Genomic DNA, 23,599 nt, shown 5'->3' on the forward strand with positions numbered 1-23,599 from the left:
TTGTCCTCAGTCGGGTTGAGCCGTCGCCACCAGGGCGGCGAACGCTCCCGCGGTCAGCAGCCGGCCGAGCAGGTCGTTGAAGTCGAGTTCTGGCTGGATCGCCAGTGCCAGTTCCGAGGCCTGCTCCAGCGACACGCCAGCGGCGCAGGCGTCGAGAAATACACAACCAGCGCGCTCGAGTGGCTGCCAGCCGATCCGGCCGGCGCTTCGACTCAGCAGAGCCCCTTCACCCCACCAGAGCATCGCCGCCGACACTTCGCGCTGCTCTCGAGTGCAGCTCCAGATGGTGTACACCGGCAGCTCGGCGAACCACCGCCAGCGCAGCGCAGCACGCGGCACCAGCGTCTGCCGGGCCAGCTGCTCCGGGGTTTGTGTCGCCAAGGCAGCGAGCGTCAGGACCGGTTGTTCCACGGCGCTGAATACCTCGAGCCATAGCCGGTCCAGCTGCGCGACACCTGACAGGTAGGGCAGCTCCCGCGCCGGTTCGAAGTGCTGCAGAAAGGCAGGATAATCCTCACCGTATTCGAGCAACGGGCCGCTACGCGGCAGCGTCTGCCAGGCATGCAGAGTCGCGGCGGCAGCAAACCACTCCTCCCCCACCAGCCGTTCGACAGAAGGGAAATTGGCGCGCAGCGCATCAACGCAGCCCTTGATCAGCGTATTGCGGTACACCGCGAAACCTGGCTGCGCGGCCAGCGCAGCGACCTCGCCCGCCGCACTATCGGGCGCGCCGGCCAGCGCCGCAACGAAGGCGTCCTGAAATGCCGCCAGCGTGCTGCTCATTTACAAGTCTCCACTTCATCGAGCAGCTGCTGGGCGCGGCCTCGCTCGGACAGCAGCGTCTCGTATGCCGGTAGCTTGTCGTCACGCTCGATCAGCGTCGGGCGCGGGCCGACACGCGCGATCAGTTGCCGATAGAGTGCCCAAACCGCCGCGGCCACCGGTGCATCGTGGGAGTCGATCAGCAGCGAAGACGCGCCATCCTGGCTGTGCCCGGCCAGGTGGATCTCCATGATCGGCGCGGCCGGAAAGCACTGCAGGTAGGCGGCCGCATCGAAACCGAGGTTGTGCGCGCTGACCTGCACGTTGTTGACGTCCAGCAGCAGCCCGCAGCCGGTGCGTTGGCTGAGTTCGGCGAGAAAGTCGATCTCGTCCCACTCGTGCTGCTCGAAGTGCAAATAGTGGCTGGGATTCTCGATGGCGATGCGCTGACCAAGCACGTCCTGGGTCCGCTCGATGTTCGCCGCGATTCGCTTCAGCGCCGCCGTCGTTCGGGGAAATGGCAACAGGTCGGGATGATAATTCCCGCGCCAGCTCGACCAGGCCAGGTGTTCGGAGATCAGCGCCGGCCGTACACGCTCGGCCAGCGCCTTGAGCTGCTGCAGATGCGTCTCGTCCGGCGCACAGTCGGCGGCCAGCGATAGCGACACACCATGCAGCGACAGCGGGTGCCGCGCACCCACCGCCTCCAGCCAGTCGAGCCGCGGGCCACCGCCGACCATGTAGTTTTCCGGATGGACCTCGAACCACAGCCCGTCCGCCACGCAGGCACAGGCGTCCATGTAATGGTCGGGTTTGAGCCCAAGCCCTGCTCCAAGAATCTTCATGGCCGGCACGCTACGCTCAGCGCTCGACCGGGGTCAGCGAGCCCACCCCCTTGGGCGTCTCGATCGAGGCACAGGTACCGGCGGGCACCAGTTTCCAGGCGTTGCCCTGGTAATCGCGCTTGGAACTGCCAGCACAACTGGTGCCGGCCCCAGCCTTGCAATCGTTCTGACCGGCCAGCGCGACGCCGTAGCATTTTTCCATGTCGCCTTTGTCGCTTTCGCCAGCCTGGGCGCCCGCGGCGATCGAAGCCAGGGCGAGGGCGGCGGCAGCAAGGTTGAGAGTCTTCATGATGTTGTTCTCCGCAATCATTGAGCGGCCATCGGCGAATCTGCAGATGGCTCGTCAGGTAATTCGCTGCGTAGTTCCCAGCGGTTACAGCGAGGCAAAAATTATTTTGAGATTTCCCGCGGCGCCTCTACCGTGACCCTGCCCGACGGGCGGCAGGCAATTTTGTGGTTCCACCTGTAACCAAGGCAGCCGATGGAACGAACTACCTCTCAGGAGACACTCCAGGCCCGCGAAAACGAGCTGCGGGCGCTGCTGCTGCACGGACTGGATGGCGATGCGAGGGCTTATCGGGCATTCCTCGACCAGCTCGGCGGGCATTTGCGCGGTTTCCTGCGCCGTCGCCTGCAGCAGCCGGACGAGCTGGAAGATGTGCTGCAGGAGGTTTTGCTGGCCGTACACAATGCGCGGCAGACCTATCGTGCGGAGCAGCCACTGACGGTGTGGGTGCAGGCGATCTGCCGTTACAAACTGGCCGACCACTTCCGCGCCCGTGGCCGCCAACCCGCGCAGACGGGCTGGCCGGAAGAAGCCGACGAGCTGCTTGCCATACATGACAACGAGCAGGCCGAGGCCCGCCGCGACCTGGGCAAGCTGCTCGAGCAGCTGCCGGCACGCCAGCGGTTACCCATCGTTCACGTCAAACTGGAGGGCCGTTCGGTGGAAGAAACCGCGCGTCTGACCGGGCTTTCCAGCTCGGCGATCAAGGTCGGCATCCATCGCGGGCTCAAGGCCCTGGCGGCGAAGATTCGAGGTGGCGCATGAGAACCGATGACCTGATTAGCCTGCTCGCCAGCGACGTTGCACCGGTGGATCGGCACGTCGTTGCCAAGCGCTTTGCCGCGGCGCTGCTGTGCGGACTGATAGGCGCGCTGCTGCTGATCGTGATCATTTACGGCGTCCGTTCCGACCTGACGCTGATCGCCACGACGCCGCTGTTCTGGGCCAAATTGGCACTGCCGGCAGCCTTGCTGCTCGGTGCCCTGCAGCTGACCACACGCATGGCGCGCCCCGGCACGCGGGTGGGCCGCAGCTGGGCGCTATTGGCCGCGCCGGTGGTGATCGTCTGGATCGCCGCGCTGGTGATCCTGCTCACGGCCCCTGCGGAGGCGCGCGTGCCGCTGCTGCTCGGCAACACCTGGCGCGAGTGCCTGGCGAATATCGCGCTACTGTCGATCCCCGCCCTCGTCGCCGCGTTCTGGGCGTTGCGCGGGCTGGCGCCGACGCGCCCGCGTCTGGCTGGCGGTGCTGCCGGCCTGCTCGCTGGCAGCATCGCCGCGCTCGCCTACAGCCTGCACTGCCCGGAGATGGCGGTGCCGTTCTGGGCGCTCTGGTACCTGCTCGGCATGTTGCTGCCCGGCGTGCTCGGCGCCCTGCTCGGCCCGCGCCTGCTGCGCTGGTAAGGCGCCGCAGTGCGCCCTCGTCCGGCATAATCGTCGACCCGCCCGCGGAGCTTGCGCCATGCAGATCGACGAAGAACTGACCCTGAAGAAGCTGGAAGTGTTTCTGGCCTTCATGCGCAGCGGCAATCTGGGCAAGGCCGCGGTGGAGCTGAACACCAGCAACGTCAGTGTGCATCGCGCCATCCATTCGCTGGAAAGCGCCCTGCGCTGCCCGCTGTTCAAGCACGAGGGGCGCAACCTGATCCCGCTGGAAAGCGCCTACGTGCTGGAAGAGCGCGCCCAGCAGCTGGTCAAGGATGTGCTCGAAACAGTGCGCCAGACCCGCGAGGCCGCCGGCTTCTCGGCCGAGCGCTTCAAGCTCGGCGCGCTGTATTCGCTGACGGTGAAAACCGTGCCACAGCTGATCATGGGTCTGAAACTGCGCCGAAGCGAACTCAACATCGACCTGATCCTCGGCTCCAACGTCGACCTGCTCTACAAGCTGAAAAACATGGAGCTGGACGCGATCCTGGTGTCGCTCAACGAGAGCGTCGCCGACGCAGACTGTGCCCAGGTGCAGCTGTTTTCCGACGACATCTTCCTCGCCGCACCAGCCGACTCTCCCTTCGCAAATCAGCCAGAGGTGGATCTGAAGGAGCTGCGTGATGCCACCTTCATCACGCTGTCGCAAGGCTTCGCCACCCATCAGGATGGCAATCGAGTGTTTCAGCAAGCAGGCTTCGAGCCGAAGGTGGCGATGCAGGTGAACGATATCTTCACCCTGCTCAGCATGGTCAATTCCGGCGTCGGTTACGCGCTGCTGCCAGGGCGTGTGGGGATGGTTTACGAATCGCGGGTGCGGCTGATCCCACTAGAGGCGCGCTATCGCCTGCAGCAGCATATCGGCGTGGTGTTCCTCAAGGCGAAGGAGCGTGATCCCAACCTGCTAGCGCTCCTGGCCGAATGCAGGATGTATAGCCTGAAACACCCGAGCTGAAGCAGCTCAGGGCGCAAAACCCGGGAAGCGGTTTTCCATGTATCGGCATATAGCCAGTCAGTGCGGGATGCTCGTCGCCGCCGTGGTGGAAGAGGCTTCGCCGTCTTCCACCCTACCTCCGCTGTGTACGGCGAAACGTAGGGTGGATAACGCGAAGCTTATCCACACAGTCTTTTTCCACACCGCAGAATCGCGATACGCCGGAGCCTCACGAGGACACTCAACGGCACGCCGGAACACAGATGCCTGCGCCTCGCGTGAAGCCGGCCATGGCACAGCGCCGATCTGGCGCGCAGCGGTGGAAGAGGCTTCGCCGTCTTCCACCCTACGGCCGATTGCGTTAAGCGACGGCTGTCTGCTCGGACGCGACCGGAGCCGCCCGGCCCAGGCTCTGCGCCACCACATCGCCAACCATGTCCGCAGTGACCGCGCTCAGTGTCCAGCCCAGGTGGCCGTGGCCGGTGTTGTAGAACACGCATGGCGAGCTGCCGCGGCCGACCTTGGGCATCATGTTCGGCATCATCGGCCGCAGGCCGGCCCAGGGCACCACGCTGCGGGTATTCACGCCGGGGAAGCACTGATTGACCCAGTCCACCAGCGGACGGATGCGATCGGCGCGGATGTCGCGGTTGTAGCCGTTGAACTCGGCGGTGCCGGCGATGCGGAAACGATCATCGCCGAGACGGCTGCTGACCAGTTTGGTCTCGTCGTCGAGCAGGCTGACGATGGGTGCCGAGGCGCGGCTGATCTCGTCGCTCAGGTTGACGGTGATCGAGTAGCCCTTGACCGGATAGATGTTCACCCGGTCGCCCAGCTGCGCTGCCAGGGCGCGGCTGGCGGTGCCGGCGCAGATCACCAGGCCATCGAACTCCAGGCGCTCACCACCGGCAAACCCACCCAGCGTCACGGTCGCGCGCTTGCCGTCAGTGGCCACCGCCTGCACGTCCTCGCCATACAGGCAACGCACACCGAGCCGCTCGATCGCCATGGCCAGACCATGGGTGAACTTGTGGATGTCGCCGGTGGAGTCGCATTCGGTGAAGTAGCCGCCGTAATAGGTGCCGGCCAGGGTCGGTTCGATCGCGCGCATCTCCTCCGGCGTCACGCTGCGCCGCGGCAGGCCGCCTTCGGCAAGCAGGCGCGAAACCAACCCGGCATGTTCGAAGCCGGCCTTGTCGCGGTAGATGTGCAGAATGCCCTTCTTCTTCAGGTCGAAGTCGATGCCTTCGGCTTCGGCCCAGGCGAACAGGTGCTCGCGCGCGGCGATGGCCAGGCGTGCGGTCTCAACGGTGTTCTGTCGGTAGTTGGGAATCGAGCCGATGAACTCGGCGAACCAGGAGAGCTTGTGCCAGCTGGGCTTGGGATTGACCAGCAGCGGCGCATCGCTCTTAAGCATCCATTTGATGCCTTTGACGATGGTCGACCAGTGGTTCCAGACCTCAGCATTGGAGGCGGACAGCTGGCCGCCGTTGGCGAACGAGGTTTCCATCGCCGCGTAGCGGTGCTTTTCCAGCAGGGTGACGGAGAAGCCGCGCTTGGCCAGGGCATAGGCGGTGGTGACGCCGGTGATACCGCCACCGATGACTGCGATTGTTTTCATTGTTGTCGCTCCAGAACGTCAAGGGGGTCATAGCCCGTGCGCCCAACGCGCGGCGGGCGCCCCCTCTGTTCTGGACCTGAGAGATTCACGAGCGCGTGACGGCTCGCTTGCTCCTTCGGTGCGCCCGACGACGAAAACCGGGCGGCTCTTCAGAGTGTCAGCAGTGATAGCGGTCCTTTTGCCTGAGAGTTTCCGGGGCGGTTGCTCCTTCGGCGCTGCCATGTGGCAGTCTCTCCCGCAATCACATTGATTCGCGTCGATCGCCAGCTGTGGCAAATCGTCACGCAATCGCAGAAACACCCTGCCAGAAAATAACGCCGCTGTAACCCCCGACCTTGCGCCAACGGACGAGAGGCCCAGTGGCGAGAGCATCAGGTCACGCCATGCACGCACTGCCGGAATCGCTTCAGACCTGGAAGCGCGCAGTCAGCTCCTGCAGCTCGCTGCCCAGGCGTGCCAGCTGCACCGTCGAGGCCGCGGTCTGCTGTGCGGCAGCCGCGGACTGATCGGCCACATCGCGCACGCTGAGCACGCTGCGGTTGATGTCTTCGGCTACCGAACTTTGCTCTTCGGAGGCCGTGGCGATCTGCATATTCATCGCCTGGATGGTCGAGATCGTGCGGGTAATAGCCTGCAGCTCGTCGCCGACATCACGCGCCAGCCTTACCGTCTCGCCGGCCAGGCCGCGGCTGCTGTCCATCAGCGACGAGGCATGCAGCGCGCCCTTCTGCAGATTGCCGATCAGCTCCTCGATCTGCGCCGTGGACTGCTGGGTACGCTGCGCCAGGCCGCGCACCTCGTCGGCGACCACGGCGAAACCGCGTCCGGCATCACCGGCGCGGGCCGCTTCGATGGCGGCATTGAGGGCGAGCAAGTTGGTCTGTTCGGCAATGCCGTTGATCACCGTAAGCACCGTGCTGATGCCCGCGGTTTCCTGGTTCAGTTGTGCCATCGCCTCGGCCGACAAGCCGACCTGGGAGGACAAGCGGTCGATCTGCGCCAGTGCCCGCTGCACCACAACATCGCCCTGGGCTGCCTGGCGGTCCGCATGCTGAGCAGCGCTGGACGCCTCGTCGGCATTGCGCGCCACCTCCTGCACGGTCGCGGCCATCTCGTGCATGGCGGTGGCGACCTGATCGGTCTCCAGGCGCTGGCTCTGGATGCCGGCACTGGTCTGCTCGGTCACCGCCGAGAGCTCCTCCGCGGCACTGGCCAACTGGCCGGTGATGCCGCTCATGCGCCCGATCAGGTCACGCAGATTGCCACGGGTGCGGTCCAGCGCATCGAGCAGTTGGCCAAACTCATCGCTACGCCGCTGCCGCGGTTGGTCGGTCATATCGCCCGCACCGATGCGCTCGGCGATGCGCACGGCCTGGGCCAGCGGCTGCGTGAGCTGACGTACGATCAGCCAGCTGATGACCAGCCCCAAGACGATCGCCAGCAAGGTAATGCCTAGCAGCAGCGCCTTCTTCTCGCCGGCTTCGGCGCTGCGTTTGTCGGTTTGTGCCTGCACGATTTGGCTGGTATTGCGGTAGATGCTGTCGAAGATGCTTTGCATCTCCCCGCGCGCCTGCACCTGTGCCGCGACGATGGGTGGCAGCTGGCCAAACTGGCGAATGTAAGTTGCCACCGACTCCCGTAATGGTTGCAGGTCCGTCCCCGGTGCTCCGGCCAGTTGCATATCCAGCCGATCCACCGCAGCCTGCAGCGTCTTGAACTGTTGCTGTAGCTGTAGCAGGGACTGCTCGGTCTCGGTCATCAGATACCCACGCACCATGAAGCGCACCATTCGGTTGTGCTTGGACACTTCACCGGCTTGCAGGCCGATGGCTGCGGTGCGCGGACTCTCGTGCATGACCGGATTATCCGGGGTACCGGCCCAGCGCGACTCAAGCTCGGCGATCAGGGCGTCGGAGGTATTGCCGGCGTCCACCCAACTGCTACGCGTCTTCACCTTTCGCTCCCAGAGCGCAGCCAGCTCAAGAAATCGTTCGCGGTAATGCTGTGCATCACTGGCGATCGTTTCCAGGCGCTGCAGGTCCTGCGGATCGCTAAACTCGGCCCTCTGCTGCTGGACGAGTTCGGTGATGCGAGCTACCGACTGCTCGACTGCTTCCACATGCAGGGGATCGCCGCGTGTTTCGAAGCTGACCTGTGCATAGCGAATCCGATTGGCCTCATCCAGCAATCGGCCTGCGCTCTGTGCTTTTTCGCTGCGCGACACCAATGCATCCATGCCGTAGATGCCGATCAGAGCAACGGTCAGGGTTAGCGCCAGTACGGCAGCAAAGCCAAGAATCAGCTTATGACTGACCTTAAGAGTGCTCATTTTTCTACCTTCCTTGTGAATGCAAGCGCGCTCCGAAGAGCGCGTTGCGGATGACGATGGGGGTGAGTATCGGCGCGCTAGCCAAGCAACCCGCGCATGACGAAGAACAGCAGCGACGGGCCAAGCAGGCAGCCCAGTGCGGTATAGAACGCGGCCGTCAGGCAGCCGTAGGGCACCAACTTCGGGTCGGTTGCAGCCAGGCCACCGGCGACGCCGCTGGAGGTACCGATCAGGCCGCCGAAGATCACCGCCGAGCGCGGGTTGTTCAGCCCGATGTAGGGCGCGACAAAGGGCGTCGCGACCATCACCACGATCGCCTTGACCAGGCCAGCAGCGATGGACAGCGCCATCACTTCGGAGCTGGCGCCGATCGCCGCGCCGGTGACGGGGCCGACGATGTAGGTCACAGCGCCCGTGCCGATGGTGGTCAGGCTTACCGCATCGGTGTAGCCGAACGCGAAGGCAACTGCCACGCCAGCGACAAAGGAGGCCAGCACACCGATGAACAGCGCCAGCACGCCGACCATGCCAGCCCGCTTGAGCTCGTCGACGCTGACGCCAAAACCGGTGGCGACGATGGCGAAGTCACGCAGCATGGCTCCACCGAGCAGGCCGATGCCGGAGAACAGCGCGATATCCACCAAACCCTTCTGTCCACCGGTAACGACGCCACCGATGTACGACAGCAGCAGACCGATGAGGATGGCCACCGCCGAGCCATGCAGGCGGCCCTTGGTGAGCTTGTCCGATAGCCAGTAGGAGATCCACATGGTGGCGCCGATGATGGCGAAGCCGCTGATCAGGCCGTAGCCAGTGATTACTTTCATGAGAGATTCGTACATGGCCGTTACCCCCGTCCACTGCTGGTGAGCGGCTTGGCTGGATCAGCCGGCAGTGTCGGGTCGGCCTCAAGCTTTTTTCGACCGATCCGATCGAGCACCGGGACCAGCATGAAGGCCAGCGCGACCGCAGCGACGCCGGCAAGAATCGCCATTGGTCCGCCGGCAAGCGCGCCGTAGACGTTCTGTTGCGCGGCCATGGCGACCACGATCGGGATGTACACGGCGCTCCAGAACTTGATGCCCTGCTCCGACTCCGGATTGAACAGGCCTCGCTTCTTCAGATAGCTGCCGATCAGAATGAGCAGCACCATGGCGATACCAACGCCGCCGACGTTGGCCGGCACGCCGATCGCCTTGCCGAGCAACTCGCCGACGAAGATGCCGGTGAGGGTACACAAGGCCAGAAAGGCCACACCAAAGATGATCATTGTTCTTGTCCTTTTTGGTTGCGCCGCCTGCAGAGGGCTGGGCGCGTGTTGTCGAGGTAGTTGTTTTTATCCATCGATCAGTCGGCGAGTTAAGGCTGGCTCGCGCTGAATGTGCACGCGGTCTATCGGCTCTGGCTGCCCTCCTGACGCAGCAAGGCGTCCAGTGTGTCGAGCCGGGCGCCGTCGAATGCGATCAGCGTACCCTGTTCAAAAACCCGCCGCGCCAGCCCGGTCAGTACCGAGCCGGGGGGCAGTTCGATATGCAAACGCACGCCGCGCTCGTAGGCAGTGCGCAGGGTGCCGTGCCAGTCGACGACGCGGCACATGTTGAAGGCCAGGTCGTCGCGCAGGCGTTCGGCGTCGAACACCGGCCGTGCGGACGAGCCACTGAGATAACGAATGCGCGGCGCACGCAGGCTGACCTTGGCGAAGGCCTCAGCGAGCTGCGTTGCCGGCGCTTGTAGCAGCGCGCAGTGCGACGGCACGCTCATCGCCAGGCGCCGCGCGCAGGATGCGCCGAGCGCTTTGGCCCGGGCCGCGACCGCAGCCATGGCGGCGTCGCTGCCAGCAATAACGATCTGGTTGTCGGCATTGATGTTGCCCAGGTGCACCGGGCCACCGGCTTCCGTCAGCAGGCCTTCAACCGCACTGAGTGACAGACCGAGGATCGCGGTCATGCCGAAACCCTCGGGATAGGCTTGCTGCATCAGCTCGCCGCGCAGCGCGACCAGGCGCAGTGCGTCGGCGTAATCCAGCGACTCGGCGACCACGGCGGCGGCGTAGGCACCGATGGACAACCCGGCGACGTAATCCGGTCGCTGGCCATCGCGCATCAACAGTCGCGCTCCGGCCACACCGGCGATCAGCAGGCAGAGCTGCACGGCACGGGTCGATTGCAACGCCTCGGCCGAATCCAGCGCCAGCGCATCCTCGCCAAGCACAGCGCAGGCCTCGGCCAGCGTCTCGGCCACTTCCGGCGCATCGGGCAGGCGATGCAGCATGCCGGGTTTCTGCGCACCCTGGCCGGGAAAAGCGAACAGGCTGCTCATGCCGCACGCTCCGCATGCCAGGGATCGCCGACAAGCCGGGGGCCGTCCGCAGTCTTGACCATCACCCGCGCCGCGCCACTCGCCCATTCGCTGAGCGCCACGCCGCCCAGCGGGGTTTCCAGTTGCAAATCGACGCGGCAGGCGCGGCGCTCCAGCAGCTGCAGCAACGGGCGCGCTTCGCTGCGTGGCAGCGGATGATCGGTTCTGAGCAGCAGATCGAGATCGCTGTCCGGATGCGCCGTCGGGAGTCCGGTGGCGAGCTGAAAGCCCGCCGAGCCGGTGACGCCCCAGCAATGGCCCAGCGCATCGAGCCGGGGACGCAGCTCGGCCAGCACGCGAAACACCGGTAGATCCTCGCTGGCCTGACGGCCGAGCAGATCTTCCGGCGCAACGCGGCGGCTGATCGCCTCGACCGGCATCAGCGCGGCCAGACGTTGATCACGCGTCGCACCACGCAAGCCAATCGCCACCAATCCCGGTGCCACGACGGCACGCCGCACCACCACTGGCTGGCCGGCGCTGAGCACGGCGATCGCCCAGGCCGGTGCATCGACCGGCAGCTGCTCGGGGCGCATGCCCCAGAGCAGGTCGTGGGGGCGTGGAATGTCGTGCATCTACAGCCTCCTCGTGATTGTTGTTGTCGAGTCGCTGATCGGTTCGGCGGATACCGCCGCTTCAGGTGTTCGCTACCACTGCGCGCGCAACAGCTCGCGCACCCGCGACGACGCTTCGCGGTTCGGCGCGCCAAGGCGGCCACGCAAGTCGCTGCTGCTACCGATGTCCGCGACGGCCTTGTTCAGGCAGTCACGCACACGCGCCAGATCGGCCGCCGAGGGTTGCTCGATGCTGTCCACCGAGAGGGTTTCCCAGAGCAGGCCGAGGGTCGCGTAGTTGTCGATGTCGTAGGCCATCGGCGGCACGGATTCGGCCAGGGCTTCGAGTTCCTCGACGCTGCGCAGCGTGATGCGGGCGGCTGCGGCCTTGCCCATGGCGTGCACCATCACGCCGGGGTCGCGCAGGGCGATGATCCGCTGGGCCTGATAGCCATGGGCGAGAAAGGCGCCGGACATGGCCTTGCCCACCAGCAGCGAAACCACCGGATGCCCGGCCAGGCGGGCACGGGCATAGCCGTCCACCGCACCAGCCAGCGCCTGATGAATGCCCAGCGCTTCTTCACGGCGGCCGTAGGCCTGGCTCGGCACATCGACCACGGCGACCACCACACGCTTGTCGGCCTTGTCGCGATCGGCTTCGATCACCTCGTCCAGCGCCTGCCCAAGCGCCCAGCCTTCGAGCAGGCCGACCTCGCCGTTGCGCGCGCGCGGGAAGGGATTCTCGGCATCCGGTACCACGGCGATATAGCGGGCGGCGCGATTACCGAGGCTGCCATCGACCACCTTCACCGAGGCCGGATAGCCCGCCAGGGCCTGACCGCCGGCAAGGGCTTGCAACCAGTTCAGTCCACGGCTCATTGGGCATCTCCTTCATAGAGGGCACGCACGGCGGCGGCATCGAGTTGCGTGCGGGTATCGACATCGGCCAGGCGCTGGAGGAACCAGGCATGGCGACGGCTGCGCGGCTGCAGCGGCTTGCCGAGGGCGAACAGTTCATGCAGTTGCGCGCGGATGGCGTCGGTGTCGTCGGCGACGTAGGCGTCCACCAGACCCGAGGCGTAGCGCTGCTCGCCTCCGGTCAGGCTCCAGATGAAGGGGCGGTCGCGCGAGTCGTACTCGTCGAGCCCGGCTTCCTGCTCGATCACCTGCGGGCCATTGAGGCCGACGCGGGCTTCACGGGTAACGACCAGGTAGCTGCACAGCCCGGCGGCGATGGACATGCCGCCGAAGCAGCCGACGGAACCGGCGACCACGCCAATCACCGGCTGGTAGTCGCGCAGCTCGACGATGGCCGCCTGGATCTCGGCGATGGCTGCCAGGCCCAGATTGGCTTCCTGCAGGCGCACACCGCCGGTTTCCAGCAACAACACGGCGCGGGTCGGGATGCCCTTGCGGTTGTCTTCGACCGCTAGCTCCAGCGCGCCGGCGATCTTCGCGCCGCCGACCTCGCCCATGCTGCCGCCCTGGAAGGCGCCCTCGATGGCGGCAATCACCGCCGGCTGGCCGTCGATGGTGCCCTTGGCGACCACCACGCCGTCGTCGGCCTGGGTGACGATGCCCTGCTTCGGCAGCCAGGGCGAGGTGACGCGATCGAACGGATCGAGCAGTTCGCGGAAGCTGCCTTCGTCCAGCAGAGCGCGGGCACGCTGGCGGGCGCCGAGTTCGACGAAGCTGCGCGACTCGAGTAAACGGGCCACGGTGTTAGCGGACACATCAGTCATGGCCGACCTCCTCCAGTCCCTGCTCCAGACGCAGACGCACTACGCCGGGCGTGGCCCCAAAATCGTGAATATCGATGTTCAGTGCCGGCAGGTTCTGCTCGCGGAACATCCGCTCGAACAGTTGCTGCCAGCGCTGCTCGGCGCCGTTGACCGAGGTGACCACCTGGATCGCCAGCTTGCCGGCCTGGCCGGGTTCGAGCAGCACTTCCAGATCGCCCGAGCCGACCACGCCGACCAGGGCCTTGCCGCGGGCGGGTTGCCCGGCGGCGAATTCGAAAGACAGGGTTTCCATGTTCAATTGCTCCCAGTCGGCGCCGACGCATGAGGCGTCAGACGGTCGAGGAATAAGGTGGCGGCGAGCAGGTCGGCGGCACCACCGGGCGAGGCACGCAGCGACAACATCTCGCCTTCCAATGCACGCAGTTGTCGGCGGCCGGCGAGGCTTGCGGCGCCACCGGCATCGAGCACGGCGCGGGCGCCGGCCTGCATGCGGTTCAGGCCGTCCAGGCCGGCGCGGTGCAGCACGCAGGTGTCGCTGAGCTCGGTCATGATCGCCAGCAGCGCATCGAGCCGAGCGTTCTGCTCACCGGCCCCGCTGCGGCGGCTCACCAACAGTTGCGGAAGGCCCTGTCCGATGACGGCGGGAAAGCCGTGCTGCGCCTGTTCCCGCGCACCGAGCACACCATAGGTGCGGCAGACCCGCGCGCCGTGGCTGTCGGAAGTAACCGGCGCAGCAGGATCGCTCAGCCGGGCCAGTGCCGCGGCAGTTGCCGCAATGCCCCGCGCGTCGGGTGCATCGGCTTCCAGCGCCGCCGCCGCGCTGAGCAGCCCCAGCGCCCAGATCGCCCCGCGATGAGTATTCACGCCATGGGTGACACGGAGCATGTCGGCTTCGCCGTCCCGGCCCAGCTGGCCGAGGGTTTCGCGCAACGGTTGGCCAACTTCGCCAATCGCCTGCGCCGCTTCGGCCATCGCCTTGAACGCCGGCCACAGCGCATGGGCCGAGGCGTGCATCAGTCCCAGGTGCAGATCGTCATGCGCGCCGTTGCCGCGCCGGTCGACCAGACCCGGCTTGGGCGACAGGTCGGCCTCGTCGATCAGCGCCTGCACCGCGAGGTCTGCCAGGCGCTCAGCCAGTGTCGGCTGCGCCTGTCTTGCAATGAGTGCGCTCATCACCAGCTCCTGAACTTGGCAGGCGGGTTGTAGAGGCCGCCGGACCAGTCGACCAGTTCGGCGATGCTCTTGGCCGCCAGCAGCTCGCGGGTGGCGTCGTTGCGGCGGATGCCGAGGTCTTCCGGCAGGGCGATCAGCCCTTCGCGGCGCATGCGCGCGGTGTCCTTCGGGTTGTGCCGCAGGCCGATGCTGGTGACGCCGGCCACCGCGGCGATCATCGCCTGGCGCTCTTCCAGCGAGCGCGCCTTGTACAGGTAGGCGATGCCTTCCTCGGTGAGCAGGTGGGTGACGTCGTCGCCGTAGATCATGATCGGCGCCAGCGGCATGCCGCTCTTCTTCGCCACCTCGACCGCGTCGAGCTGCTCGACGAAAGTGGGTTTGCCGCCTTCCTGGAACGTCTCGACCATCTGCACCACGAGCTTCTTGCCGCGCTCGAGCATGGTCACCGGGGCTTCGCCGCCGGGCATGGCCATATCGAGCCAGGCCGGGGTCGGATGGCGACGACCGCGCGGGTCGTGGCCCATGTTCGGCGCGCCGCCGAAGCCGGCCAGGCGACCACGGGTAACGGTGGAGGAATGCCCGTCGCCATCGACTTGCAGCGTTGCACCGATAAACAGGTCCACGGCGTACTGCCCGGCCAGCTGGCACATCATGCGGTTGGAACGCATCGAGCCGTCGCGGCCGGTGAAGAACACGTCCGGGCGCTGGGCGATGTAATTCTCCATGCCTAGCTCCGTGCCGAAGCAGTGCACGCTTTCGACCCAGCCGGTCTCGATGGCCGGGATCAGGGTCGGGTGCGGGTTGAGCGTCCAATTGCGGCAGATCTTGCCTTTCAGGCCGAGGGATTCGCCGTAGGTCGGCAGGATCAGCTCGATGGCGGCGGTGTTGAAACCGATGCCGTGATTGAGCGACTGCACGTTGTGTTTTTCGTAGATGCCGCGGATCGCCATCATCGCCATCAGCACGTGCACCGGCTTGATGTGGCGCGGGTCGCGGGTGAACAGCGGCTCGATATAGAACGGCTTGTCCGCCACCACGACGAAATCGACCCAGCTCGCCGGGATGTCCACGCGCGGCAGCTCGTCGACGATCTCGTTGACCTGGAAGATGACGATGCCATCACTGAATGCGGTCGGCTCGACCAGGGCTGGCGTGTCTTCGGTGCTGGGCCCGGTGTAGATGTTGCCGTGGCGGTCGGCCTGGAAGCCGGCCACCAGCGCGACGTTGGGGATCAGGTCCACCAGCAGACGCGAATAGAGTTCGATGTAGGTGTGGATGGCGCCGACTTCCAGCAAGCCGTCTTCGAGCAGCTGGCTGATGCGCAGGCTCTGCGGACCGGCAAAGGAGAAGTCGAGCTTGCGGGCGATCTGCCGTTCGAACAGATCCAGGTGCTCGGCGCGGCTGACACTGGGCATGATCATGTGCAGGTCGTGCAGCTTGCCGGGGTCGACCTGGGCCAGGGAGCGGGAGAGGAAATCCGCCTGCTTCTGGTTGTTGCCCTCGAGCACCACCCGATCACCGGGGGCGATCAGCGCTTCGAGCGCGGCGACGATCTTGTCGCTCGGCAACACCACGCCATCGGCGAGGTTGCGCACCTGGTCGAGACGCCGGGCTTTTTCAGCGCGACGACGCGACCACTGCGGCGGTGGGGATATTGTTGTTGTCATGCTGACTCCACAGTTTTCCGCTTTGTGGAGTGCACAGTAGGAAGATGACCGAAGGGTCATCAATCAAGCTGAATGCCAGACCGTTACGCTAGACGTAACGGTTCGCGTCCCAGAGCGGCTGGCGCATGGAATACACCTGATATTTTCTGTGCCCCGCGATGCTCTGTGGCCCAAACGCTGTTAACGAATCTTTCACATCGCCTTGACGGTTCCTTGATCCACCGAGCGCTAGCCTGCCGACACGCCCTCTTGATGTGATGCCGGTAATGCCCGAATTCCGTTCGCTGCCAGGTTCCACCCGCCGTCGCGCCCAATGGCGATGCAACCCGTATCGCCTGGTGCTGGCCGCAGCCATAGCGCTGCTCAGCGGTGCCTGCTCGGCTGAAACCCTGGGCGAAAACCTCATGTCCTGGGACCACTGGACCGACTCCGCTGGACGTGCCGCACGCGACAACGCGACCTGGATGCCGCTGGCAGGGGCGGCGGTTATCGCTGCGGGCGGTTGGGATCGTCAGTGGCAGCGCTCGCTGGCCAAGCATCATTATTTGTTTGGCGAAGAGGGCGAAGACGCGAGCAATCGCCTGTTGCAGGCCGGCACATTGCTGTACGCGACCAGTCTTGTGTTTGCCGCGCCTGCGGAAACACCCTTCACCGACGCGCTGGATTGGAAGGCGGCCAACCTCGGGGCGTTCGTGGCCAGCAAGGCCAGCGTCGACGAGTTGGCCGGTCGGCTCAAGCTTGCATCCGGGCGCGAGCGGCCCGATGGAGTGCCGGACGATGCCTTTCCGTCACGCCACAGCGCAACGAGCGCCGCGCAGAACACGCTGACGCGGCGCAACCTGGATTACATCGAGATGGATGCCACGCTCCGAGACGCCGCGAAGATCGGCCTGCATACGCTCGACGGCCTGACCGGGCTGGCCCGGATCGAAGCCGACCAGCACTACCCCACCGACGTGCTGGCGGGTATCGCGCTGGGCAACTTCGTCTCGTCCTTTGCCTTCAACCTTCTGCTCGAGCGTGGCGACCCGCAGAGCTACCAGTTCAACGTGGTGCCCGCGCTCGATGGTTACGCGCTGGAAACACACTTCACCTTTTAGCGATACGGCAAATCGCCAGCCTCACTTGTCGCGATCAATATTGAACGGCGACCAGGCCTGACGCGTCGGCATCACTTCCAGGCGGTTGATGTTGATGTGATCCGGCAGAGTGGCGACGTAGAAAATCTGCTCGGCGATGTCCTCGGCGGTCAGCGGTGTGGTGCCGCGGTAGAGGCGGTCGCTGGCGTCCTGATCGCCCTTGGTGCGAACCAGGGTGAACTCGGTTTCGGCCATGCCCGGAGCGATGTCGGTGACGCGCACGCCGGTGCCGAGCAGATCGCAGCGCAGGTTGTAGCCGAACTGCTCAACGAAGGCCTTGGTCGCGCCATAAACATGGCCACCCGGATAAGGCCAATGGCCGGCCACCGAACCGATGTTGACGATGCTGGCGCCTTTGCCCGTTTCGATCAGCGTCGGCAGCAGCGCATGGGTGACGTTGACCAGGCCGGTGATGTTGGTGTCGATCATGGTGTGCCAATCGGCCAGATCGACCTTTTGCGCGGGCTGCGGCGCCAGGGCGAGGCCGGCGTTGTTGACCAGGCAATCGATCTGGCGGAGTTCGGCGGGCAACTGTTCGACCACCTCCTTCACCGCGCCGGCATGGCGCACGTCGAGAGTGGCGATGTGCACCGGCACCTTGCTCGACAGCTCGCTCTGCAGCTCTTCCAGGCGCTCGCTGCGCCGGCCGGTCAGCACCAGCGCCCAGCCAGCCTCGGCGAAGCGGCGGGCAGTTGCACGGCCGAAGCCGGAAGTGGCGCCGGTGATGAATACGATCTTCTGTTTCATGCTCTTCCTCTTTCTCTAAATGCCTGACCGTCGTATAGGCGACGCGGCAGCACGTGGCGCGGTGACCGCGTTCAGCTTAGGGGGGCCGAGCCGTCGAGGCAAAGTGCCGCGTGCATGGATCGATCCTGAATGGTCTGTCATACGGCACGCCTGCCAGCGAGGGCTCGCCCTATACTGGCAGCCCCTCGCTCGCCCACGACATTTCGGAGCCCCTCATGCAAGGTCGCTTGATCTACCTGATCGGGCCATCCGGCGCCGGCAAAGACAGCCTGCTCGACGCCGCCCGTCCAGCGTTGGCCGAACGCCACGTGCGTGTTGCGCGGCGGGTGATCACTCGCTCAGCCGAAGCCACCGGCGAGGCGGCGCGGCCGGTGACCCAGGCGGAGTTCGAGCGACTCGAGGCCCAGCAGGCATTTGCTCTGAGCTGGCGCGCGAATGGCCTGGCCTATGGCATTCCCACCGAAATCGACGAATGGCTGGCCGCGGGTGAGCACGTGCTGGTCAATGGCTCGCGTGGTTATCTCCCGCAGGCACGGCAGCGTTACCCGGATCTGCTCGCCGTCCTGCTCAGCGTCGAGCAGGACGTGCTGCGCCGACGCCTGGAAGCACGCGGGCGGGAAACGGACGAACAGATCGAATCGCGACTGGCGCGCAACGCACTGTTCGCCGGCGAGCTGGACGACTACATCCGCCTGGATAACTCCACACCGATCGCCGAGAGCGTTGAGCGCCTGCTGGCATTGATCGATGAACACCTGCCATCGCGCTGAGCTGGCGCGTTGGTGGGCTGAAGCCCACCCTGCGGCGGAGGCGCGCAGCAGCGCCCGGCCAGCCTGGGAGACGATGGTGGGTGCGTTGTAGGGTGGACTTCAGCCCACCGATTTACAGTGCTTAGAAAGCAATCGCCGAAACGCCTCCCCATGGAGAAGCATCAGCATTCGCTATGCAGCCCCCGAATGTCGGTCAGCTCACCGCCCCGGCTGCGGACGGAAGCCCGGTACGCTGCTGGGCCGCTCGACCCGTGCGGCCGGCATGCTGCAGTTGAGGTCGCGGAAGGGCCGTCCGTCGAGCTGCTCCCAGCCCTCGCCCGGCGAGGTCTGGCGACAGATGACGGTACCGTCGAGCTTGCTCTGCCATTGGTAATAGGGCGCCGGCGCGGCGCTGGCAGCGATGGGCAGGAACAGGCTGAGGGCTAGCAGAAAAATGCGCATGGCGAGCTTCGGCGGTGCGATGGCGCCACTGTAAACCTTCGGCGGCCGCTGGCAAGCGCCATCCAGCGCCCGGTCAATACCAGACCTTGGCCGCCTCGCGCATGAAGATTTCCACGGTCTTGGGGCCGACCCCTTCGAAGTCGGCCAGACGCTTTTCCAAGTCCTTGCGGCTCTCGCTGAGCTCATGGATGCGTCCGAACTTGCCGCCATATTCCTGATTGAGCTTTTCACAGAGCTTGAGCAGGCGCTCGGCGGTGGATTCGTCGTAGCGCACGTAATGCCCTTCGCCGAGCATATCCACCAGCTCTTGCCAGCTGCAGTTACCCAGTTTGCGCGGGGTATCGCGCTTGTGCTTGTCGACAAGGACGCGGTAGGCCTCGGCGGCGATGTCCTGCTGGATGCGCTTGCCGAACAGAAAGCTGGCGAGGAACCACTTGAACAACGCACCCTCACCCTCGCTCATGTCGATACCCAGGTCTTTCGCACTGATTTCCGCGCTCATGCCGAGCCCTCCGTCGCAGAGTGTCTGCATTCGAATGCGCTGCGGCGGGCAAGTTTCTGCCTTCAGTCAGCGCCGATAAGCGGTTTCTTGCCGAGGCGCCCACCTCAATAAGCGGTTTTCCGCCGACAAACCCCGAATCAGTCAGCAACAACCCACGTCCCAGGGCCTGCGCGTCGGCTGGCACGGCTTCTGCTAATGGCAATGTGCTCGATACGAATCCAACGACAAGAAGAGCTCCAGCGATATCCACCTGCCGAGATTGCCTCGGCGCCATCGCCATCTCTGCTTGATCGTCCGGCGCATTCGACGAACGCGGCATCGTCTATCGTCAACATGCTGCGTCAACCAATAAAAACGAACGGAGATCCACCATGAGACTGACCAAACGCTTGGGCCTGCTCGCTGCCGCTGCGGCTTTCACTGCCAGCACCGCGGCGGTCGCCGCACCGACCTTTATCAACATCCTCACGGGCGGCACCAGCGGCGTGTACTACCCGATCGGCGTGGCCCTGTCGCAGCAGTACAACAAGATCGACGGCGCCAAGACCTCGGTACAGGCCACCAAGGCTTCGGTGGAAAACCTCAACCTGCTGCAAGCCGGTCGTGGTGAGCTGGCCTTCTCTCTGGGTGACTCGGTCGAAGACGCCTGGAACGGTGTCGAGGACGCCGGCTTCAAGGCTCCGCTCAAGCGCCTGCGCGCCATTGCCGGCACCTACAACAACTACATCCAGATCGTCGCCAGCGCCGAATCCGGCATCAAGACGCTGGACGACCTGAAAGGCAAGCGCATCTCCGTCGGCGCGCCGAAATCTGGCACTGAGCTCAATGCCCGCGCGATCTTCAAGGCTGCCGGTCTGGACTACAAGGACATGGGCCGCGTCGAATTCCTGCCTTACGCCGAGTCCGTCGAGCTGATCAAGAACCGTCAGCTGGATGCCACCCTGCAGTCCTCGGGCCTGGGCATGGCCGCCATCCGCGACCTGGCCAGCACCATGCCGGTGACCTTCGTTGAAATCCCGGCCGAAGTGGTCGAGAAGATCGCCAGCGATGCCTATCTGGCAGGCGTGATCCCGGCCGGCACTTATGACGGTCAGGACGACGACGTACCCACCGTGGCCATCACCAACATCCTGGTGACCCACGAGAAGGTCTCCGACGAAGTGGCCTATCAGATGACCAAGCTGATGTTCGACAACCTGACCGCGCTGGGCAACGCCCATTCGGCCGCCAAGGACATCAAGCTGGAAAACGCCACCCAGAACCTGCCGATTCCGCTGCACCCGGGTGCCGAGCGCTTCTACAAGGAAGCCGGGGTACTCAAGTAACCCAGCGCTGACCGACGAGCTGGATCAGGCCTGACCGCCGGTCCAGCCCGCTCCCTGTACACGCAGGCTTGCCCGCTTTGCCTCGTTGGCAAGCCTGCTTCTACAGGCATCCCCTTGCAGTGAGAGAGTGATTCCCATGAGCGAAAGCCAAGGGCTGCATGCCAGCCCCAGCGAATGGCCGAGGGCGCTGTTCTACGTCGCCCTGCTGTTCTCCATCTACCAGATCGTTACTGCCGCCTTTCACCCGGTGACCAGCCAGGTGCTGCGCGCCGGTCACGTAGGCTTCCTGTTACTGCTGGTATTCCTCTGCTACCCGGCCCGCGGCGACGGCAAGCCGTTCCAGCCGCTGGCCTGGCTGCTGGGCCTGGCCGGCTTCGCCACCTTCTTCTATCAGTGGTATTTCGAAGCCGACCTGATCCAGCGCTCCGGCGATATGACCACTGCCGACATGGTGGTCGGCCTGACGCTGATCGTGCTGGTATTCGAGGCCGCGCGCCGGGTCATGGGCATCGCCCTGCCGATCATCTGCGGGCTGTTCCTGGCCTACGGCCTGTTCGGCGAGTACCTGCCGGGCGAGCTGGCGCACCGCGGCTATTACCTGGACCAGATCGTCAACCAGCTGTCGTTCGGTACCGAAGGCCTGTACGGCACACCGACCTACGTTTCAGCGACCTACATCTTCCTGTTCATCCTGTTCGGCTCGTTCCTCGAGCAGGCCGGCATGATCAAGCTGTTCACCGACTTCGCCATGGGCCTGTTCGGCCACAAGCTGGGCGGCCCGGCCAAGGTGTCGGTGGTGTCCTCCGCACTGATGGGCACCATCACCGGTTCGGGCGTGGCCAACGTGGTCACCACCGGCCAGTTCACCATTCCGCTGATGAAACGCTTCGGTTATCGCCCGGCGTTCGCCGGTGGCGTCGAAGCCACCTCGTCGATGGGCAGCCAGATCATGCCGCCGGTGATGGGCGCGGTGGCGTTCATCATGGCCGAAACCATCAACGTGCCTTTCGTCGAAATCGCCAAGGCCGCGCTGATTCCGGCGCTGCTCTACTTCGGCTCGGTGTTCTGGATGGTCCATCTGGAAGCCAAGCGCGCGGGTCTCAAGGGGCTGCCGAAGGATGAATGCCCGAGCGCCATGGCCGCGGTGAAGGAGCGCTGGTATCTGCTGATTCCGCTGGTTGTGCTGGTCTGGCTGCTGTTCTCCGGACGCACACCGATGTTTGCCGGCACCATTGGCCTAGCGCTGACGGCAATCGTCATCCTCGGCTCGGCGATCATCCTCAAGGTGTCGTCGTTCGGTCTGCGCATCGCCTTCTGGATCGCACTCGGCCTGCTCTGCGCCGGCTTCTTCCAGCTCGGTATCGGGGTGATCTTCGCGGTTATTGCGGCGCTGGTGGCGGTGTGCTGGTTCATCAAGGGCGGGCGCGACACGCTCGTAATCTGCCTGCATGCGCTGGTCGAAGGCGCACGCCACGCGGTGCCGGTGGGTATTGCCTGCGCCCTGGTCGGCGTGATCATCGGCGTGGTTTCGCTGACCGGCGTGGCCTCGACCTTTGCCGGTTACATCCTGGCGGTCGGCGAGAACAACCTGTTCCTCTCGCTGTTGCTGACCATGCTGACCTGCCTGGTGCTGGGCATGGGCATCCCGACCATCCCCAACTACATCATCACCAGCTCGATCGCCGCACCCGCGCTGCTGGACCTGGGCGTGCCGCTGATCGTCTCGCACATGTTCGTCTTCTACTTCGGCATCATGGCCGACCTCACTCCGCCGGTGGCGCTGGCCTGCTTCGCCGCTGCGCCGATCGCCAAGGAAAGGGGCCTGAAGATCAGCATGTGGGCCATCCGCATTGCCATTGCCGGTTTCATCGTGCCGTTCATGGCGGTGTACAACCCGGCGCTGATGATGCAGGGCGGCGACTGGGGCGCGACGCTGTACATGCTGTTCAAGGCGGCCTTCGCCGTCGGCCTGTGGGGCGCCGTGTTCACCGGTTATCTGCAACGGCCCATGGCGCTGTGGGAGAAGCTGCTGGCCTTCGCCGCAGCCGCCTCGATGGTGCTGGCGATGCCGATCAGCGATGAGATCGGCTTCGCCCTCGGCGCGCTGTTCCTCGTCCAGCACATCTGGCGCGCTCGCCGCGCCGAGCCGGCGACTGCGTGATCGGCCTGTGCCTGGGGCTGGCCGGTGTGGTGTGGGCCGAAGTGCCCACACCCGCCTTCACCCTGGCGTGGAACCACACCATCGAGAAGATTCGCTGGGAAGAGGATTACCGCGTGACGCCGGGCGGCTTGCTGCTCGGCGAAGCGCGGGTCAAGGGTTCTGGTGCCGGGATGGAAATTCCGGATGACGCCGAACTGCGTGACGGGGCCTGGCACTACCAGCGCCAGATGCCACCGTTACCACTCCTGCGCCTGGGGCGAACCCCCGAAGCAGGGGATTACCAACTGTGTTTTGACCAGCGTTGCCACGCGATGAGCGAATGGCTCGGCCCGCCAAAAGCGGACCAGCCGGCGCTGGAAGTCTGGGGCTGTACCGTGCAAACGGCGAGTGTCGGGAACGATTGACCGGCTCGCCGGTGATCGTTGAAGAGGGGTGTTCGCGCAGGCGGCACTCCTTTTTCTTTGTTTCTTCGATTGGTTCGAGGAGACAGTGATGGCGGCTTGGATGGATGCGGTTCTGAGCGCATAACTATTTTTTGAGCTGCTTGAGGGCTTGGTTTCGCCCTGCTGGGCGACTCACTTTTTTCAGTCGCGAAAAAAGTAAGCAAAAACGCTTGCCCCTCCATTCGGGCCTCGCTGCGCTCGACTTCCCTCGTTCCATCGCCGCTCCGGGGACCGGCGTACAAGGGACATCCATGGCCCTTTACGCCTCTCGCGACATCCATGCCGCTCGCACCCCTACACGACGATTGCACTCGGCCTCCTGAAAGGGGCGAATGGTGTCGCCTGATGACTCGTGCACAAATAGCCAAGCAACCGG

General features: G+C 65.0%; 25 protein-coding genes and 1 riboswitch. Of the genes, 8 read left to right on the plus strand and 17 right to left on the minus strand.

The genetic code is table 11. The annotated features are described in order from the left end of the window. Positions 1-6: 6 nt before the first annotated feature. The 3 genes from SM130_RS21650 to SM130_RS21660 are packed head-to-tail and all read right to left on the minus strand — an operon-like array spanning position 7 to position 1,896. Positions 7-783, minus strand: a complete 777-nt coding sequence (locus SM130_RS21650) for a DNA-binding domain-containing protein (protein WP_102826845.1) — start codon at positions 781-783, stop codon at positions 7-9. Beyond that, positions 780-1,607 carry a DUF692 domain-containing protein gene (locus SM130_RS21655; RefSeq protein ID WP_102826844.1) on the minus strand — a complete coding sequence of 276 codons (828 nt, stop codon included), beginning with the start codon at positions 1,605-1,607 and terminating at the stop codon, positions 780-782. Before SM130_RS21655 ends, SM130_RS21650 begins: the two co-directional genes overlap by 4 nt. 16 nt (positions 1,608-1,623) lie before the next feature. Beyond that, complete coding sequence (locus tag SM130_RS21660; RefSeq protein WP_102826855.1) at positions 1,624-1,896, minus strand: DUF2282 domain-containing protein; 273 nt, start codon at positions 1,894-1,896, stop codon at positions 1,624-1,626. Positions 1,897-2,088: 192 nt separating this feature from the next. Here SM130_RS21660 and SM130_RS21665 point away from each other — a divergent pair, with 192 nt between their 5' ends. Genes SM130_RS21665 through SM130_RS21675 form a run of 3 tightly spaced genes read left to right on the plus strand, consistent with a single transcriptional unit; the run spans position 2,089 to position 4,272 of the window. Next, the gene (locus tag SM130_RS21665) at positions 2,089-2,658 is read left to right on the plus strand and encodes a sigma-70 family RNA polymerase sigma factor (RefSeq protein WP_102826843.1); all 570 of its coding nucleotides are present in this window, start codon (positions 2,089-2,091) and stop codon (positions 2,656-2,658) included. Continuing rightward, positions 2,655-3,296, plus strand: coding sequence for a DUF1109 domain-containing protein (locus tag SM130_RS21670; protein WP_102826842.1), 642 nt, complete (start codon positions 2,655-2,657; stop codon positions 3,294-3,296). The genes SM130_RS21665 and SM130_RS21670 overlap by 4 nt, the downstream gene beginning before the upstream one ends. A gap of 58 nt (positions 3,297-3,354) precedes the next feature. Further along, on the plus strand, positions 3,355-4,272 hold the full coding sequence (locus SM130_RS21675) for a LysR family transcriptional regulator (RefSeq protein WP_102826841.1): 918 nt from the start codon (positions 3,355-3,357) through the stop codon (positions 4,270-4,272). A 340-nt stretch (positions 4,273-4,612) separates the two neighbouring features. On the opposite strand, the gene SM130_RS21680 is transcribed toward SM130_RS21675, so the two are convergent. The 11 genes from SM130_RS21680 to mdcA all read right to left on the minus strand — a co-directional run bounded on the left by SM130_RS21680 (position 4,613) and on the right by mdcA (position 15,695). Continuing rightward, complete coding sequence (locus tag SM130_RS21680) at positions 4,613-5,872, minus strand: D-amino acid dehydrogenase (RefSeq protein WP_102826840.1); 1,260 nt, start codon at positions 5,870-5,872, stop codon at positions 4,613-4,615. 160 nt (positions 5,873-6,032) lie between these two features. Beyond that, a riboswitch (glycine riboswitch) is annotated at positions 6,033-6,120 on the minus strand. 158 nt (positions 6,121-6,278) lie between these two features. Then, positions 6,279-8,201 (minus strand): methyl-accepting chemotaxis protein, encoded by a 1,923-nt coding sequence (locus SM130_RS21685; RefSeq protein ID WP_102826839.1) that lies wholly within the window; start codon positions 8,199-8,201, stop codon positions 6,279-6,281. A gap of 77 nt (positions 8,202-8,278) precedes the next feature. Continuing rightward, positions 8,279-9,043, minus strand: a complete 765-nt coding sequence (gene madM, locus SM130_RS21690; RefSeq protein WP_058065382.1) for a malonate transporter subunit MadM — start codon at positions 9,041-9,043, stop codon at positions 8,279-8,281. Between the two features lie 5 nt (positions 9,044-9,048). Beyond that, positions 9,049-9,471 carry a malonate transporter subunit MadL gene (madL, locus tag SM130_RS21695; protein ID WP_102826838.1) on the minus strand — a complete coding sequence of 141 codons (423 nt, stop codon included), beginning with the start codon at positions 9,469-9,471 and terminating at the stop codon, positions 9,049-9,051. Positions 9,472-9,593: 122 nt separating this feature from the next. Beyond that, the gene (gene mdcH / locus SM130_RS21700; protein ID WP_102826837.1) at positions 9,594-10,520 is read right to left on the minus strand and encodes a malonate decarboxylase subunit epsilon; all 927 of its coding nucleotides are present in this window, start codon (positions 10,518-10,520) and stop codon (positions 9,594-9,596) included. Continuing rightward, positions 10,517-11,134 carry a malonate decarboxylase holo-ACP synthase gene (locus SM130_RS21705; RefSeq protein WP_102826836.1) on the minus strand — a complete coding sequence of 206 codons (618 nt, stop codon included), beginning with the start codon at positions 11,132-11,134 and terminating at the stop codon, positions 10,517-10,519. The genes mdcH and SM130_RS21705 overlap by 4 nt, the downstream gene beginning before the upstream one ends. Positions 11,135-11,206: 72 nt before the next feature. Further along, entirely contained in the window at positions 11,207-11,992 is a 786-nt protein-coding gene (gene mdcE / locus SM130_RS21710) for a biotin-independent malonate decarboxylase subunit gamma (protein WP_102826835.1), read from the minus strand. Beyond that, positions 11,989-12,855: a biotin-independent malonate decarboxylase subunit beta gene (locus tag SM130_RS21715; protein ID WP_102826834.1), complete on the minus strand. Its 867-nt coding sequence runs from the start codon at positions 12,853-12,855 to the stop codon at positions 11,989-11,991. Before SM130_RS21715 ends, mdcE begins: the two co-directional genes overlap by 4 nt. Next, positions 12,848-13,147: a malonate decarboxylase subunit delta gene (locus tag SM130_RS21720; RefSeq protein ID WP_014818584.1), complete on the minus strand. Its 300-nt coding sequence runs from the start codon at positions 13,145-13,147 to the stop codon at positions 12,848-12,850. Before SM130_RS21720 ends, SM130_RS21715 begins: the two co-directional genes overlap by 8 nt. A gap of 2 nt (positions 13,148-13,149) precedes the next feature. Beyond that, complete coding sequence (locus tag SM130_RS21725) at positions 13,150-14,028, minus strand: triphosphoribosyl-dephospho-CoA synthase (RefSeq protein ID WP_102826833.1); 879 nt, start codon at positions 14,026-14,028, stop codon at positions 13,150-13,152. Continuing rightward, a complete protein-coding gene (mdcA, locus tag SM130_RS21730; RefSeq protein ID WP_102826832.1) occupies positions 14,028-15,695 on the minus strand; it encodes a malonate decarboxylase subunit alpha in 1,668 nt (555 codons plus the stop codon). The genes SM130_RS21725 and mdcA overlap by 1 nt, the downstream gene beginning before the upstream one ends. Before the next feature lie 266 nt (positions 15,696-15,961). On the opposite strand from mdcA, the gene SM130_RS21735 reads away from it, so the two are divergent. Next, complete coding sequence (locus SM130_RS21735; RefSeq protein WP_181019303.1) at positions 15,962-16,795, plus strand: phosphatase PAP2 family protein; 834 nt, start codon at positions 15,962-15,964, stop codon at positions 16,793-16,795. 21 nt (positions 16,796-16,816) lie between these two features. Here the strand turns inward: SM130_RS21735 and SM130_RS21740 are convergent, their stop codons facing one another. Beyond that, the gene (locus SM130_RS21740) at positions 16,817-17,581 is read right to left on the minus strand and encodes an SDR family oxidoreductase (protein ID WP_102826830.1); all 765 of its coding nucleotides are present in this window, start codon (positions 17,579-17,581) and stop codon (positions 16,817-16,819) included. Between the two features lie 215 nt (positions 17,582-17,796). On the opposite strand from SM130_RS21740, the gene phnN reads away from it, so the two are divergent. Further along, on the plus strand, positions 17,797-18,351 hold the full coding sequence (gene phnN / locus SM130_RS21745; protein WP_102826829.1) for a phosphonate metabolism protein/1,5-bisphosphokinase (PRPP-forming) PhnN: 555 nt from the start codon (positions 17,797-17,799) through the stop codon (positions 18,349-18,351). Positions 18,352-18,549: 198 nt separating this feature from the next. Here phnN and SM130_RS21750 read toward each other — a convergent pair whose 3' ends face one another. Then, positions 18,550-18,792, minus strand: a complete 243-nt coding sequence (locus SM130_RS21750) for a hypothetical protein (protein WP_102826828.1) — start codon at positions 18,790-18,792, stop codon at positions 18,550-18,552. A gap of 73 nt (positions 18,793-18,865) precedes the next feature. Further along, complete coding sequence (locus tag SM130_RS21755) at positions 18,866-19,294, minus strand: DNA methylase (protein ID WP_102826827.1); 429 nt, start codon at positions 19,292-19,294, stop codon at positions 18,866-18,868. A gap of 371 nt (positions 19,295-19,665) precedes the next feature. Between SM130_RS21755 and SM130_RS21760 the strand changes: the two genes are divergently transcribed. From SM130_RS21760 to SM130_RS21770, 3 genes are all read left to right on the plus strand, one after another. Beyond that, positions 19,666-20,619 carry a TAXI family TRAP transporter solute-binding subunit gene (locus tag SM130_RS21760; protein ID WP_102826826.1) on the plus strand — a complete coding sequence of 318 codons (954 nt, stop codon included), beginning with the start codon at positions 19,666-19,668 and terminating at the stop codon, positions 20,617-20,619. 136 nt (positions 20,620-20,755) lie between these two features. Then, positions 20,756-22,780 carry a TRAP transporter permease gene (locus tag SM130_RS21765; RefSeq protein WP_102826825.1) on the plus strand — a complete coding sequence of 675 codons (2,025 nt, stop codon included), beginning with the start codon at positions 20,756-20,758 and terminating at the stop codon, positions 22,778-22,780. After that, the gene (locus SM130_RS21770) at positions 22,777-23,184 is read left to right on the plus strand and encodes a DUF1850 domain-containing protein (protein WP_102826824.1); all 408 of its coding nucleotides are present in this window, start codon (positions 22,777-22,779) and stop codon (positions 23,182-23,184) included. Before SM130_RS21765 ends, SM130_RS21770 begins: the two co-directional genes overlap by 4 nt. Positions 23,185-23,599: the final 415 nt, after the last annotated feature.

The organism is Stutzerimonas stutzeri (genome assembly GCF_038561965.1).
Taxonomy (GTDB): Bacteria; Pseudomonadota; Gammaproteobacteria; order Pseudomonadales; family Pseudomonadaceae; genus Stutzerimonas; species Stutzerimonas stutzeri_AA.